General features: G+C 69.5%; 12 protein-coding genes, 1 tRNA gene and 1 riboswitch. Of the genes, 6 read left to right on the top strand and 7 right to left on the bottom strand.

Going from position 1 to position 14,959, the window contains the following annotated elements; translation table 11 throughout:
- Positions 1-9 precede the first annotated feature (9 nt).
- Complete coding sequence (locus QM779_RS07850; RefSeq protein WP_428533920.1) at positions 10-759, bottom strand: ABC transporter permease; 750 nt, start codon at positions 757-759, stop codon at positions 10-12.
- A gap of 94 nt (positions 760-853) precedes the next feature.
- Positions 854-984: riboswitch (FMN riboswitch) on the bottom strand.
- 187 nt (positions 985-1,171) lie between these two features.
- Between QM779_RS07850 and ald the strand changes: the two genes are divergently transcribed.
- The 5 genes from ald to QM779_RS07875 all read left to right on the top strand — a co-directional run bounded on the left by ald (position 1,172) and on the right by QM779_RS07875 (position 5,026).
- Positions 1,172-2,287, top strand: coding sequence for an alanine dehydrogenase (ald, locus tag QM779_RS07855; RefSeq protein WP_428533922.1), 1,116 nt, complete (start codon positions 1,172-1,174; stop codon positions 2,285-2,287).
- Between the two features lie 10 nt (positions 2,288-2,297).
- Positions 2,298-3,785: an amidohydrolase gene (locus tag QM779_RS07860; RefSeq protein WP_428533924.1), complete on the top strand. Its 1,488-nt coding sequence runs from the start codon at positions 2,298-2,300 to the stop codon at positions 3,783-3,785.
- 89 nt (positions 3,786-3,874) lie between these two features.
- Positions 3,875-3,947 (top strand) — tRNA-Lys (locus tag QM779_RS07865).
- A gap of 189 nt (positions 3,948-4,136) precedes the next feature.
- Positions 4,137-4,550, top strand: a complete 414-nt coding sequence (locus QM779_RS07870) for a hypothetical protein (RefSeq protein WP_428533926.1) — start codon at positions 4,137-4,139, stop codon at positions 4,548-4,550.
- A gap of 5 nt (positions 4,551-4,555) precedes the next feature.
- Entirely contained in the window at positions 4,556-5,026 is a 471-nt protein-coding gene (locus tag QM779_RS07875; protein ID WP_428533928.1) for a hypothetical protein, read from the top strand.
- 62 nt (positions 5,027-5,088) lie between these two features.
- On the opposite strand, the gene QM779_RS07880 is transcribed toward QM779_RS07875, so the two are convergent.
- The 4 genes from QM779_RS07880 to QM779_RS07895 form a co-directional block, all read right to left on the bottom strand.
- Entirely contained in the window at positions 5,089-5,895 is an 807-nt protein-coding gene (locus QM779_RS07880) for a carbohydrate ABC transporter permease (protein WP_428538360.1), read from the bottom strand.
- Positions 5,896-6,008: 113 nt separating this feature from the next.
- Complete coding sequence (locus QM779_RS07885; protein ID WP_428533930.1) at positions 6,009-7,091, bottom strand: carbohydrate ABC transporter permease; 1,083 nt, start codon at positions 7,089-7,091, stop codon at positions 6,009-6,011.
- 99 nt (positions 7,092-7,190) lie between these two features.
- Positions 7,191-8,468: an ABC transporter substrate-binding protein gene (locus tag QM779_RS07890; protein ID WP_428533932.1), complete on the bottom strand. Its 1,278-nt coding sequence runs from the start codon at positions 8,466-8,468 to the stop codon at positions 7,191-7,193.
- 276 nt (positions 8,469-8,744) lie between these two features.
- Positions 8,745-9,038 carry a DUF3618 domain-containing protein gene (locus QM779_RS07895; protein WP_428533934.1) on the bottom strand — a complete coding sequence of 98 codons (294 nt, stop codon included), beginning with the start codon at positions 9,036-9,038 and terminating at the stop codon, positions 8,745-8,747.
- Positions 9,039-9,429: 391 nt separating this feature from the next.
- Here QM779_RS07895 and QM779_RS07900 point away from each other — a divergent pair, with 391 nt between their 5' ends.
- Positions 9,430-9,906 carry a peroxiredoxin gene (locus tag QM779_RS07900; protein WP_428533936.1) on the top strand — a complete coding sequence of 159 codons (477 nt, stop codon included), beginning with the start codon at positions 9,430-9,432 and terminating at the stop codon, positions 9,904-9,906.
- Positions 9,907-10,019: 113 nt separating this feature from the next.
- On the opposite strand, the gene QM779_RS07905 is transcribed toward QM779_RS07900, so the two are convergent.
- Both QM779_RS07905 and QM779_RS07910 read right to left on the bottom strand, forming a co-directional pair.
- Positions 10,020-12,233 carry a beta-glucosidase family protein gene (locus QM779_RS07905; protein ID WP_428533938.1) on the bottom strand — a complete coding sequence of 738 codons (2,214 nt, stop codon included), beginning with the start codon at positions 12,231-12,233 and terminating at the stop codon, positions 10,020-10,022.
- A gap of 278 nt (positions 12,234-12,511) precedes the next feature.
- Positions 12,512-14,959: a glycoside hydrolase family 3 C-terminal domain-containing protein gene (locus QM779_RS07910; protein ID WP_428533940.1), complete on the bottom strand. Its 2,448-nt coding sequence runs from the start codon at positions 14,957-14,959 to the stop codon at positions 12,512-12,514.

Raw genomic sequence — 14,959 nt, forward strand, 5'->3', positions numbered from 1 at the left:
GGGGACCTCTCAGGAGCGGTGCAGGGAGTCGATGATCCGGGAGTGGCGCTCCCAGAGGTGGATGGCGGCGTAGGCGGCGGACGCGATCACGCAGAGGACGATGATCGTCGAGACCATTCCGGCGGTGTCGACGGACTCGCGCTGGATGGTGAGCACGGTGCCCAGGCCCGCGCCACCCATCACCATCTCGCCGACGATCGCGCCGGTGACGGCGAGCGTGACGCCGTTGCGGACGCCGCCGAGGATGGACGGCAACGCCATCGGCAGCTCGACGTTCACCAGCAGCGCCAGGGACGAGGCGCCGTCGATGCGTCCGGCGTCGACGACGTCGGCGTCCACGTGGCGCAGGCCGACGACGGCGGAGATCAGGATCGGGAAGAACACGATCAGCGCGCACAGGATGATCACCGGGCCGAGCCCGTACCCCAGCCAGAGCACCAGCAGCGGCGCCAGCGCGATCGCGGGGATGGCCTGGGTGGCGCCGAGGAAGGGGTTCACGGCCGCGGCGACCCAGCGCGAGCGGTGGATCAGGACGGCCAGCGGCAGCGCGACGGCCGTGCCCAGCAGTGCGCCGCCGAACGCCTCCCCCAGCGTGACCAGCAGGTACGACCAGTAGACCGGGTCGGTCAGGTCGGAGACGAGCCGGGCCGCGACCTTCCCCGGGGTCGGCAGGAGCACCGAACCCTGGCCCGCGGTCAGGATCCAGCCCACCAGCAGCACGACCCCCAGCAGCAGCGGGGCCAGCAGCTCGCGCCTCATCGTCCTCACATCCGTCCGTCGTCACAGCGACCGGGTTCCGGGGACGAGGGGATGCGCGAACGGACGCCCGGCGCGACAGACTGCGCGCGAGCGCCGCGTGCTGCCTCCCATCCGGACTTTCACCGTCGGTCCCGGAATTCCACCGGATCAACCGTTCCTGCCAGGCAGGAACGGGTCGCGGACTGTCACCGCCGGTTCGGACTTACACCGACCCCGGAGCACGTTCGCGCACAGTCTAGTCCTCCGGCGTGGCGGCCCGGCGCCATCGCGCCCTGCGGACGTCCCACCCCGCACAGGCGCGCGCTGCGTACGGCCGCGGGCGAATGAACGGATAGCGCTCCGGTGGGCGCCGCGATGTAGGACACTGTGTCCGCCACGACCACCTGAGCCGGGCAGAGCAGAGAGGACTCCCATGCGGATCGCCGTCCCTTCCGAGGTCAAGGACAACGAGTACCGGGTCGCGATCACCCCGGTCGGCGTCTCCGAACTCGTCTCCCACGGCCACGAGGTGTTCGTCCAGGCCGGCGCCGGCGTGGGCTCCTCGATCAGCGACGACGAGTACGTCGCGCAGGGAGCGACGATCGTTCCCACGGCCGAGGAGACCTGGGCCACCGGCGAGATGGTGATGAAGGTGAAGGAGCCGATCCCGTCCGAGTTCGGCCTGCTCCGCGACGACCTGCTGCTGTTCACCTACCTGCACCTGGCCGCCGACCGCGCGGGCACGGACGCCCTGCTCGCCGCGGGCACGACCGGGATCGCGTACGAGACCGTCCAACTGCCCTCCGGACTGCTGCCGCTGCTGTACCCGATGTCAGAGGTGGCCGGCTGCCTCGCCCCGCAGGTGGGCGCGCACGCGATGATGAAGGCGCAGGGCGGGCGCGGCGTCCTGATGGGCTGCGTGGGTGGCGTCGCCAACGCCAAGGTCGTCGTGCTCGGGGGCGGCACCGCCGGCCAGAATGCGGCGAACGTCGCGCTGGGCATGGGTGCGGACGTGACGATCCTCGACACCGATCTGGAGAAGCTGCGCACCACGTTCTGGCGCTACGAGAACCGGGTGCACGGCATCGTGTCGTCGCGGCTGGCGGTGGCCGAGCAGGTGCTGGCCGCCGACATGGTGATCGGCACCGTCCTGATCCCGGGCGCGAAGGCACCGAAGCTGGTCACCAACGAGATGGTCGCGGCGATGAAGCCGGGCTCGGTGCTCGTGGACGTCGCGATCGACCAGGGCGGCTGCTTCGAGGACTCCCACCCGACCACCCACTCCGACCCCACCTTCGAGGTGCACGGCTCGGTGTTCTACTGCGTGGCGAACATGCCGGGCGCCGTGCCGAACACGTCCACCTGGGCACTGACGAACGCCACGCTCGCCTACGCCGTCCAGTTGGCCGACAAGGGCTGGCAGCGCGCGTGCAGGGAGAACACGTCGCTGGCGCTGGGCCTGAACACGCATGCGGGACAGGTCACCTACCCCGCCGTCGCGGACGCGTTCGGCCTGCCGTGCACGAGCACGGCCTCGCTGCTCGGCTGACGTCCCCGTCGTGCTGCTGCGCCACGCCCAGCTCGTCCCGGTCGGCCTGCCCGCGCCGGACGAGCCGGTCGACCTGCGCGTGGAGGCGGGCCGGGTGACCGCCGTCGAGGGTGTCCTCGAGCCGGAGCCCGGTGAGGAGGTCCTCGACGCCGACGGGCGCTGGCTGATCCCGGGGCTGTGGGATGCGCACGTCCACCTCGGCCAGTGGGCGCGGCGGAGCACGCGCTTCGACCTGACCGGCACGACGAGCATGCCGGACGCGCTGGCCCGCGTCCGGGCAGCCGTCGTCGCCGCGCCTGCCGGCACCGCCCTGCTGGTGGGCGGCGGCTACCGTCCGTCCGGGTGGCCCGAGCCGCCGTCGGTGGGTGCGCTGGACGCGGCGACCGGCCCGCTGCCGGTCGTCCTGGTCAGCGGGGACGCGCACGCGGGCTGGCTCAACACCGCGGCGCTGGCCCGGTTCGGGCTGCCGTGGCGGGACGAGCCCGTCGTCGAGGCGGAGTGGTTCGCCGCAGTGCCGGCCCTGTTGGCCGCCGAGGACGTGCAGGTGGGCCCGGGCGCCTATGCGCGGGCGCTGGCCGAGGCGGCCGCGAAGGGCGTGGTCGGGATCGTCGACTACGACTTCGAGCCGGGCTTCGCCGCGTGGCCGCGCCGGTGGGCCGCCGTCGGGGTGCCGCTGCGGATCCGGGCCTCGGTGTACCCGGCCGACCTGGACGCCGCCCTCCGCGCGGGCGTCCGCACCGGCGACGTCCTGCCCGGCGGGGCGGACGAGCCGCTGGTGACGATGGGCTCGCTGAAGATCATCTCGGACGGGTCACTGAACACCCGCACCGCGTACTGCGTCGACCCGTACCCGGAGGGTGGCCACGGCGTGCAGAACGTGCCGCCGGACGAGCTGCGCCGACTGCTGGCCACGGCCAGGGCGAACGGCCTGACGGTCGCGCTGCACGCGATCGGGGACGCGGCGGCGGCCGACGCGCTGGACGCCTTCGAGGCGACCGGTGCGAGGGGAACGATCGAGCACGCCCAGTTGCTCCCCCGGGGTGCGTCCGCCCGGATGGCGGAGCTGGGCCTGGTGGCCAGCGTCCAGCCCGCGCACCTGCTCGACGACCGCGGCGTGACCGAGGCGGTGTGGGGCGTCGAGCGCGCGTCCCGGAGCTTCCCGCTGCGCGAGCTGGTGGACGCCGGCGTCCGGCTGGCGTTGGGCTCGGACGCCCCGGTCGCACCGCTGGACCCGTGGCTGGCGATGGCGTCGGCGGTGTACCGCGGCGCGCCGGGTGAGGCGCCGTGGCACCCCGAGCACTCGCTGACGTCCGCAGAGGCCCTGGCGGCGAGCACCGGTGGTCGGGAACGGGTCGGGATCGACTCCCCTGCCGACCTCGTCCTGCTGGACGCCGACCCGCTGGCCGGCGCGGATCCGGCGGAGTCGGCCGCCACCCTACGGGGCATGGCGGTAGCCGCGACCTGGGTCGCCGGAACCATGGTGCACCGCGCGTTCTGAGGTCCGGAGCACCTCGTCCGCGCCTCGCGTTCCGCGCCCGCCGCCCGATTTCTCCCCACGGCCACCCGTGCGCTAAAGTCTCTTCCTGCGCGCCGCTAGCTCAACTGGCAGAGCAGCTGGCTCTTAACTAGCGGGTTCGGGGTTCGAGTCCCTGGCGGCGCACAACGGCGAGAGGCCCCGAGGATTCCCTCGGGGCCTTTCTCGCGCTCTGTGGCGACCGAGGCGCGGGATGGCCCTCGCGACGGACGGTGACCACCGCGACCTGTATGAAGTCACCGGATGAGGCCCGCGGCGATGGCCCGCGCAGTAGCGTCCAGCTATCCATCCCCATACCTGAGAGGAACTCGGGACATGCGAACATCGCTGGTAGTTCTCCGTCGCGCCGCCGCTGTGGTGGCGCTTGCGGCGACCCTTGTGTTCGGCACCGCTGCGGCTCCCGCCCAAGCGGCCAGCAAGGGCGAATGCACCATCAAGGTCAAGACCGTCACCAACGGCTCCATCGGCGGTACCTCCGCGTCGTGGACCTGCAACAAGGCGACTTCTGTGACGGTCACCCTGGAAGCGGGTGTCTACATCTCCGGGCACTACTACTCCAGGACCAAGACCCTGTCGTACGCCAGCCTGAATGCCACCAAGAGCTACGAACTGCCGATCGCGATCGACGGCGTGCAGGAACTCGACTCCTTCGGACGGGTGTGCTTCCAGTGGACATCGAACACCCGAAAGTGCGTTGAGCGCTCCGACTCGCTGTCCTTCGCGGGGTGATGACGATGCCCAGGTACAAGACGATGGCCGCGGTCGCCGCTGCCGCCTGCACCGTCGGCCTCTCGCTCGTGGGGTCCACCCCAACCGCCGGTGCATCCGACTCCATCACCAACAAGTTCTGCACGTACACCGCCAACACACCCCTGCGCGAGCACACCTCGTCCTGGCGAGTGCGCGGTTCCGAGATGTGGTCCTGCACCCCCGAGGGTGAGGCAAGCAGCGGATCCAAGAAGCTCGTCGTGAAGCTCCAGAGCTACGACTCCTACTTCGGGACCTGGAGCGATGTCGCGGGTACGCAGAAGACGAGTTCCTCGAGCGATTGGGGTAAGGCCGTGACCCTGGCCACCGCGGCCAAGTGTGCAAAGGCGAAGTACCGCACCGTCGCGTGGGGACTCATCACCGACACCAACGGCAAGACCATCCAGACCCTGCCCATGGCCTACTCGGCATCGAAGACGATCACCAGTTGCTCGTGACGACCGGAACGGTCATCGGGCCCCCACACCACGTGGAGGCCCGATGACCGTTCTCCTGAGTTCTACTTCACGCCGCCGGCGGTGAGGCCGGCCACGATCCGCCGCTGGAAGATCAGCACGCCGATGATCAGCGGCACGGTGATCAGCACACCGGCGGCCATGATCGTTCCCCACGGAGTGTCGTACCCGTAGGCGCCGGTGAACTTCGCCAGCGAGACGATCGCCGTGTACATGCTGGGATCGGTGCCGAAGGTCAGCGCGATCATGAACTCGTTCCAGACGGCGATGAAGGTGATGATCGCCGTGGTGAACACGCCGGGAGCGGCGAGCGGGAGGATCACCTTCCGGAACGCCTGGCCGGGCGTGCACCCGTCCACCATCGCCGCCTGCTCGAGTTCCACGGGGAGCTGACGGAAGAACGCCGTCAGGTTCCACACGCACAGCGGAAGGCCGAACGACAACGACGGGATGATCAGCGCCTGGTAGGTGTTCATCCAGTTGATCGGCATCCACGGGTACGCACCGGTGAACATCTTGAACAGCGGGATCAGCAGGGTGATGCCGGGGAACATCGAGCACCCGATGATGATCGAGAGCACGACGCCCTTGAACCGGAACCGCAGCCGGGCCAGGGCGTACGCGCCCAGGATGCCCAGCAGCAGCGTGAGCAGGGTGGTCGACAACGAGACGATCACCGAGTTCACCAGTGCCCGCCCGAACCCGTTGCGCGGATCGAAGACCGCCGGGTAGTTCTCGAAGGAGACCGGGTTGGGCCAGAAGGACGTGTCGCGGCCCATGGTGGGCAGGCGCAGCGACGAGACGACCATCCAGTAGAACGGCGCGATGCAGTAGAGGACGATCAGCGCCATGCCCAGGATCACGCCGATCGTGCCGAGCCAGTACTTCCAGTCGCGCTGCGGCTTGTTGAGGACGGCGAGTTCGGCCGCGGAGACGTGGTGCGGGGCGGCGGGGGTCGCGGCGGTCATGACTGGAACTCCCCACTCGTGATCGAACTCTTGGCGAGCTTCGCCTTCCGGCCTTCGGCCTTGGCGAGAGCCTTCTGCCGCTTCCGCTGCTCGGAAAGGGCACGCGTCTCCTCGTCACCGATCACGTCGGCGCCGAGCAGCTTCACGAAGATGAAGGCGACCAGCACGATGTAGGCGAACAGGATCAGCGAGTACGCGGCGGCGGAGCCGTAGCGCAGCTGGTTGTTCTCGTAGTAGGCGAACATCGAAATGGTCTCGACCGAGTACTTGCCCTGGCCGATCATCCCGTAGGGCAGGTCGAACATGCGCATGGTGTCGAGCGTGCGGAACAGCACCGCGACCACCAGGGCCGGCTTGACCATGGGGAGCGTGATCCGCACGAAGGTCTGCCACGCGTTGGCCCCGTCCACCTTGGCCGCCTCGTAGACGTCCGCCGGGATGGTCTGCAGGCCGGCGAGGGTGAGCAGGCCGATGAAGGGCGCCGTCTTCCACACGTCGGCGATGATGACCGCCCACTGGGAGTACGCGTTGTCGGCCAGCCACAGGATCTGCTGGCCGAGGATCTTGTTCATCACGCCATCGGCGTCGAAGATCAGGCCCCACATCCGGGCGGACACGATCGTCGGGATCGCCCACGGCACCAGGATGGCCGCGCGGACGAAGCCCTTGCCGCGGAAGGCCCGGGCCATGATCAGCGCCATCGCGACGCCGAGGATCGTCTCCAGGACGACACACACGACGGTGAAGAACGTCACGTTCAGGAAGGAGTTGACCAGGCGGTCCATCGGGCCCCACACACCCTTGACGACCGTCGGGTTGGCGAAGATGTTGGTGAAGTTCTGCAGCCCCACGAACGTCTCGCCCTCGGGGATGAGGCCCGTGGTGGGATCGGGGGTCGAGTACTTGATGAACACCGACTCGCGCAGGGACAGCAGGATCGGGATGCCGACCACGAACAGGATCACGAGCATCGTCGGGGAGATCAGGATCGCGGCGAGCGTGCCCTGACCGTCACTCAGCAGGTTTTTCTTGCGCTTCTCGGTAATGGGAGGCGTTGTGCCCGCGAGTGTCGTTGTCATGCCCTGGCTCATGCTTCCCCACCTCCTTTGCTAGGGAAAAGAGACACCTCTCGGGGTCGCGGCCGAACCGCGACCCCGAGAAGTCCCGATGACGGATCGTTACTTGAGCAGGTCCTCGAGCTTCGTCTGCAAGCCGGCGAATGCCTGGTCAGGAGTGGTGCTTCCCTGACCGAGCGCCGTCTGCAGCGCCGCGTAGGTCGCATCCTGGATCGCGGCCGTCACATCGCCGTACCGGACGGCCTTCGGCCGCGGCTTGGCACCCTTGATCGACTCGCCCAGCGTGGCCAGGTACGGGAACTGCTTGTTCAGTTCGGCGTCGGCGTACATGTCCTCAAGGATCGGAGCCAGGGAGCCCTTCTGCAGGAAGGTCTTCTGCTGGTCCTCTGCCGCGATCCACTTGATGAAGTCACCCGCGGTGCCCTTGTTCTTGGCGAAGGTGGAGATGCCGATGTTGTGGCCACCGAGGGTGGAGACGCCCGGTCCGGTCTTGCCCGGCAGCGGTGCGACGGCGAACTTGCCGGCCACGCCGGAGGAACCGTCGGTCTTGGAGGCGAGGTTCCACACGTACGGCCAGTTGCGCAGGAACAGGATCTTGCCGTCCTGGAACGCCTGGCGGCTCTCCTCCTCCTTCCACGTGATGGCTTCCTTCGGGATGCTGCCGCTCTTGAAGCCGTCGGTGAGCCAGGTCAGGCCCGCGATCGCCTCGGGAGTGTTCACGTTCGGCTTGCCGTCATCGGTGATGAACTGGCCTCCGGCGGAGTTCACGGCCTCGGCGATGTTGCAGGTCAGTCCCTCGTACTTCTGGAACTGGCCGGAGTAGCAGGACATGCCCTTCTGGTCGGGAAGGATCTTGTCACAGGCCGCCTGCATGTCGTCCCACGTCTTCGGCGCCTCGAGGCCCGCCTTGTCGAGCAGGTCCTTGCGGTAGAACAGCAGCGCGCCGTCGGAGGACTGCGGGTAGGCGTACAGCTTGTTGAAGTAGGTCGCCGCGTCGACGGCGCTGCTCAGCATGCCGGTCGTCGGGAACTTGTCCGCGGGCAGCTCCTGGAGCCAGCCGTTGGCGGCGAACTCCGCCGTCCAGACGACGTCCACCGACATGACCGAGAACTCACCGTCCTTCGCCTGGCCGCGTTTGATCATTTCGGCCCGCTGCTGGTCGGCCTCGGGAGAGAGCTCGCGCAGGGTGACCTGCTCGTTCGGGTGAGCGTCGTTCCATTCCTTCAGGACGCCGGCCCAGACACCGGCGGTGTCCTTGCCCTGGGCGTACGTGATCGGCCCGCGCTCGTCCCAGTTCACTCCGGCGGCGGAACCACTCGACGCCGGGGTGGTGGAGGAGCTGCACGCAGCGGTGACCAGCACGGCACCCACAGATGCCACCGCCGCGAGCACGCGCCGCGTTGTGCGTGCATGAGACATTGAGTCCTCGCTTCTCAGAAGTGTCCCCCGCCATGGGGACTCTGTGTGCACTCTAGGCACGCAGTCGCCCCGCTGGGCAGCACCTTTCCCGGATTGTTATCGAAGTCCAACCGTCCAATCAGCGCGATGTGGCAAATGAAACGATCTATCTGTCTTTCGCCCGTTCGCCGGTGCGGGTAAATCGACTGACCCGAAGCAAGGTCACCCGCTGGATCTGCGGGCTGCAGCCTGGGGGCGTCAGCGTCCGCGCAGGATCGAGCGGACGATGAGCGCGAACGTGACCGCGCCGCCGACGGCCGCGGCCACCAGCGCGACGCGCTCCGTCCGCAGCGAACCCCGCTCGTCGACCAGCTGGGCCTTCGCCTGCTCGAAGCTGCCGCGCGCGAACGTCCGCGCGTCCTCGACGGTGTGGGCGACGATCGCCTTCGGGTGCACCTGGTTGATCAGGCCCTCGACGCTCGCGGCGAGCCGCTGCCGGGCGGCGTCGATCTCCGCCTCGATCTCCTCGCGGGTGCGCACTGCCTCTGCCATCGCTCCTCCAAGCTCACCGGCGCCGGTCTGCGCACAGCCTATGCCAGCCCCTCCTACCCCCGCGCCCGGACCGCCACACCACGGAAGCCTCGCGCCTGGTGTCCACGTTGTCGTGGACGGATGTGCGGCGTAGTCGCGTCAATGCGTCCACCTTGTGGTGGACGGTCGACGGCGCTGTCATCCCGGGCCTGACCCGGGATCTCCGGGAGAAGGTGGTCGCAGCGGACGCGGAGATCCCGGCTTCCGCCGGGAGGACAGGTGGGGTGTTGGGCCGCTGACGCGTCCGGACGGTCGTCATCTGCTCCTCGCAGTTCGTCCCTCACTGCTCGTCAAGAGTCCTCCCTTCCGAGCCGCTGCCGCGTCTCGGGCGGTCGTCATCTATCGTGGCGGCATGACCCAGCTCACGCCCGGCGACATCGCCCCTGCCTTCACCCTGCCGGACGCGGACCGGAACCCGGTGTCGCTGTCCGACTACGCCGGCGGCCGGGTCATCGTCTACTTCTTCCCCGCCGCGCTGACGCCGGGCTGCTCGCTGGAGGCCGTCGACTTCGACGCGGCCATGGCCGATCTCGCCGCTGCGGGTTACCAGGTCGTGGGCATCTCCCCCGACAGCACCGACAAGCTCGCGACGTTCCGCGAGCGCGACCACCTGCGGTTCCCGCTGCTGGCCGATCCCGGACGGGACGTGCTCGGCGCCTACGGCGCCTTCGGGACCAAGATGCTCTACGGCAAGCAGGTCGAGGGCGTGATCCGCTCGACGTTCATCGTGGACGTGGATGCCGCCGGCACGGGCGTGGTGAAGGTCGCGCAGTACAACGTCCGCGCGACCGGCCACGTCGCCAAGCTTCGCCGCGAACTGGGCGTGTAGCTCGTGATGGTGTGAGTTCGTCCACCGTGTTCGGTGGACGAACTCACACCATCACGCGGACGGAAGCGAACGGCGGGTGGTGCGACGCCGAGCCGCCGCACCACCTGTCCGGTTCAGTTGTTCCAGACCAGCGAGTAGTCGGTGAGTGTGGTGTCGTACGAGCCACCGACCGTCACCTTGTACACGCCCGTCGCCGTCCTCCAGTCCTCAGCCTTGGTGTCCCAGTACTGCAGCAGGTGCTGCTCGGCCAGGTCCTTGGCGCTGATCCTGATCTGCACGGTCGTGGTCTGGCCCGGCTTCAGGCTCACCTTCTGCCACGTGAGCAGCCGCTTGGCCGGCTCCCCCGCTTTGGCGGGCAGCTGGACGTAGGCCTGGGCGGTCTCCGTGCCCGCCGTCCTCCCCGTGTTCGTCACCGCGAACCGGAGCTGGAGGTCGCGCTTGCCCTTGCCGCTGTAGAGCGGGGTGACCTGCAGCTTCGAGTACCGGAAGCTGGTGTAGGACAGCCCGTACCCGAACGGGAAGAGCGGTTCGATGCCCTGGGACGCGTACCAGCGGTACCCGACCTTCAGTCCTTCGGTGTAGTTCACCTGGCGAATCTCCGAAGTACCGGCAGGACGGGTCGTCGAGCCGTCGGAGAAGATGCCGGGGTACTGCTCGCTGGTGTTCGTCGGAGTGTCCGCGAGTGAGGCCGGGAACGTCATCGGGAGCTTCCCCGAAGGGTTGACCTTGCCGAACAGGATGTTGGCCAGGGCCGGCCCCATCTGCTCTCCCCCGTACCAGGTCTCCAGGACCGAGTCGACATCCTTCAGCCACGGCATCTCCACCGCGCTGCCGGTCTGGAGCACCACGACCGTCTTCTTCGCCGCTCCGGCGACGGCCTCGACCAGCGTGTCCCCCGAACCCTGCAGGCTGAGGTCGGCGATGTCGTTGAACTCGCCCATCCGCTGGTAGCCGAAGACGATCGCGACGTCAGCCGCAGCGGCGTCCGCCTTCACCGAGTCGAGGTCGGCGCCGGGATTCCAGGTGAGGGTTCCGCCGTTGGCCTCGACGACCGACCTGATCGAGGTCTCGGGCGAGACCAGGTCCTCACAGCTCAACGTGATGCCGCCGCCGAACGGGTTGGCCATCGCGCACACGCTCTTCGCGCTGATGCCGTTGGTGACCGTGCTCGAAGCGGTCGGGCCGATCAGGGCGACCTTGAGCGCCCTCTTCGCCGAGAGGGGCAGTGTTCCCCTGTCGTTCTTCAGCAGGACGCTGCCCTGCTCGGAGATCGTCCGGGCCAACGCCTTGTGGGTGTCGGTGGACGCGTCCGCCACTGCGGTGTCGGCCATCGGGTGGTCGAACAGTCCGGCCTTGATGTAGGCAGTCACGACCCGCGTCGCGGCCTCGTCGATCCTGGCCTGGGTGATGCTGCCGTCGGCCAGGGCAGCGTCGAGCAGCGCAGGCGTGAAGTACCTCGGCCGGTTGAGTTCCTGGTCGAGCCCGCTCATCAGCGCCTTCGCCGTGCTGTGCACGGCGCCGAAGTCGGACACGACATAGCCGTCCAACCCCATCGAGCCCTTGACGACGTCCTTCAGCCGGTCGTTCTCACAGGCGTAGGTGCCGTTGATCTGGTTGTAGGAGCACATCACGTTCGCCGGCTGGGAATCGACCGCGATCTCGAAGGGGAGCTCGTAGATCTCCCGCAGCGCCCGCTCGCTGACGTTGGACGAACTCGTCTGACGGTCGGTCTCCTGCTCGTTCGCCACGTAGTGCTTGACCTCTGCCATCACGGCGCGGTCCCCGGTCGGGTTCTGGATCCCCTTGATCATGGCGCCGGCCAGGTTCCCCGCCAGCACCGCGTCCTCCCCGAGGTACTCCGGAGTGCGTCCCGCCAGCGGCGTGCGCGAACTGGATACTCCCGGGCCGAGCACCCCGTTCCGGCGCATGTCGAACGCCTCGTCGGCCTGCGCGGTGCCCTTGGTCTGTGCGAGCGAACTGCTCCAGGCGGAGGCGAGAGCGATCTGGGCGGGGAATGCGGTCACGCCGGTGGGAGACCGGACGCCGTCCGGGCCGTCGGTGTAGACCACCGTGGGCGTGCAGTCGACCTGCACGGGGTAGGTGACCCCCGAGAACGTCGTCTCCTGCGGGCTGTTCGCCGGCTGCTCCACCAGCCAGCGGTACTTCTGGTACTGCGTGCTCGCGTCGAGCAGGGCCGCGGCGCGCTGGGCGGCGGTCTTCGAGGTGTCCATCCAGGCGACGGTGGAGCAGTCGACTGCTGCTGCGGCCGGGGCCGCGGGAGCGAGCGCCACGATCGTCGGCCCGATGAGGGCGACGGCGCTCGCCATGACAAGGGTCCTGGCCCGGACCGAACGGCTGCCTCCGAGGGGAGGGGTGTGAGGCATGATCCGCCTTTCTCGTTGTTGTCGCCACAATGCGACTGGATGACGGAAAGGCTAGGAAGACCATCGGTCGAGGTCAATACAATTGCGCGTGTAGACTTTTGTAGAATCTGTGGAATTGTTGTAGAACTCGGCTTCGACTAGCTCAGACGCTTGTCTCGGTGACGCGCGCAGGGCAATTTCCGGAGCGCCGCAGCACTCCGGAAATCGCCACTATTCAGCCGTTACTGGCCGTGCCGCACCCAGCCCGACGCTGCCGGAATGCCTTCGTCAATAATGACGTCGATTTCACTGTGCGTATTCAGGGAGCCGCTACCAAGAAGGACCTGGTGCTGCCCATCGACCGGAACGCGACGGCCGGCGGTGGGGTCCCACCGGGCGAACGCTCCTGCCCCCAGCTCGAACTCCGCGGACGCCGTGCTCCCGGCCGCTACAGGGACGCGGACAACCGCGACCAGTTCCGGGACAGCACCGGCCACCGCCGCGTACGCCTGCGCGACGTGGACGGTGTCGCGCGCGTCCGGGTTCGTGACCGCCAGCGCAACGCGCAGCCGGCCGTCCACCTGGCGGCAGCCGGTCACCTCGCAGGAGGTGGCCGCGTAGCCCAGGCCGTGGCCGAAGCCGAACTCGCACCCGCGCTCGCGGACGCCCGGCGCCCGGTAGCCGATGCCGCCGTCGGCGTCGTAGTCGAGGGTCGTCACCACCACCTCGGGGCCGTGGTCGCCACCCGGCAGGTCCGCGCGATCGTGCGGGAACGTGAGCGGCAACCGGCCACCCGGTTCAGCCTCGCCGAAGAGCATCGCTCCGAGCGCCGCCCCGAACCGCTCACCGGGGTACCAGACCTGCAGCACCGCGGCGACCTCGTCCAGCCAGGGCAGCTCGACGGCGCCGGGTGTGTTGAGCACGACGATCGTGCGTGGGTTCGCCGCGGCGACCCGGCGGACGAGGTCGTCCTGGTCTCCCGGCAGGGCGAGGCTGTCCCGGTCCATGCCCTCGCCGGAGGCCTGGTTCACGATCACGACCGCGGCGTCGCAGTCCGCGGCGACAGCGGCGGCCTCGTCGATCAGTCCGTCCGGCTCCCGCCAGCCCAGCCGCAGCACCGGGGCGATCCCCATCGGCGGGATGAAGATCGCCGGGCCCGGCTCGTAGTCGATCTCCAGCTCCACCGGCCGCCCGACGACGAGGTCGACGACCGCCTGCAGCGGCAGGTGCGGCCCGTGGAGGAACGGGGACGCCTCCCGCGCGCCGACCATCACGGTCCGCCCGTCGACCCGGACGCTCGCGCGGCCGCCGAGGTCGAGGCTCAACCGGTGGCGTCCGGTGGCCCGGGGGACGAGCCGCGTCCGCCAGCGGGACGGCCACGACGAGGGGGTCGTCCCCACCGGGACGGCGTGGTCGACGTTGTCGGCCACGCGGACGGCACCGTCGGCCGACTCCACCAGGACGCCGGCACCCGAGCCGTCCGGCAGCTGCAACACCGCCGCCGGCACGGTGGGCAGCGGCACGTCGCCCCAGCTTCCCTGCGCGGCCACCACCGTCCGGTCACCAGCCGCCGCCCGGAGGCCGTCGAGCGGTGTGACGACGCGCCCCGGCTCCAGGTCCACCGCCGCAGAGCCGCCGGTCACGTACAGGGCGTCGGTTCCGCTCGGCCCGATCACGGCGACCGACCGGACCTCCGTACCGAACGGCAACGCCTGTCCCTCGTTCCTCAGCAGCACGGACGCCGCGATCGCGACCCGCTCGGCCAGGTCGCCGTGCCCGGGAGCCAGGGGGACGCTCGCCGCACCGACCGGGTCCTCGACCAGCCCGACCCCGATCAGTGCCCGGACGAGGTTGGCGACCGCGTCCGCCGCCTCGGCGGGGTGCCGCTCGACCATCTCGGCCGTTCGGCCGGCTGCTCCGCCGAGGGCGGGCAGGTCCAGGCCGGCAGCCAGTGCCGCCTCGTCGTCCCGGACGGCGAACAGGAAGTCGGGACAGGAGAAGCCGCGCCAGCCCCAGTCGCGGCGCGGAATGCTCAGGATGTCGGCACTCTCGCAGGCGTACACGCCGTTGATCCGGTTGTAGGAGCCCATCATCGACCAGGCCCCGGCCTCCACGGCGGCCTCGAACGGCCGCAGGTACGTGTCGTGCAGGGTGGCCTCGGACACCTCCACGTCGACGGCGTCCCCCCGTTCCGCGCCCAGGCCGTACCCGGTGCGTCGCTCCTCGCTGTTGTAGGCGACGAAGTGCTTGAGCTGGGCGATCACCCTCCGTCCCTGCAACCCCCGGACGTGCGCCGCGCCGATCAGCCCGGACAGGTACGGGTCCTCGCCGAGCGCCTCGGGGATCCGTCCCCCTCGCGGGTCGCGGGCGAGGTCGAGGGTCGGCCCGAGCACCACCGTGAAGCCGGCGGACCTGGCCTCCTCGCCGACGGCCGCCCCGTAGGCCTCCGCCAGCTCCGGGTCGAACGTCGCGGCCAGCGCGATCCCCGCGGGGAACGCCGTGGCGCCGGAGACGCCCCGCAGCCCCGTCCCCGAGTCCACGTACTCGGGCGCCGGGACGCCGCGGGCGACCAGGCTGTCGAACTCCCCCAGGGCGATGCGGGCCCGCTCCTCCGCCGTCAGGTCGGCGACGAGCGCGTCCACCCGCTCCTCCAGGGGCAGGGCCGGGTCGTGCCACGTCCGACCCGGCAC

Source organism: Propionicimonas sp. (genome assembly GCF_049840635.1).
In the GTDB taxonomy this organism is placed as follows: Bacteria; Actinomycetota; Actinomycetes; order Propionibacteriales; family Propionibacteriaceae; genus Propionicimonas.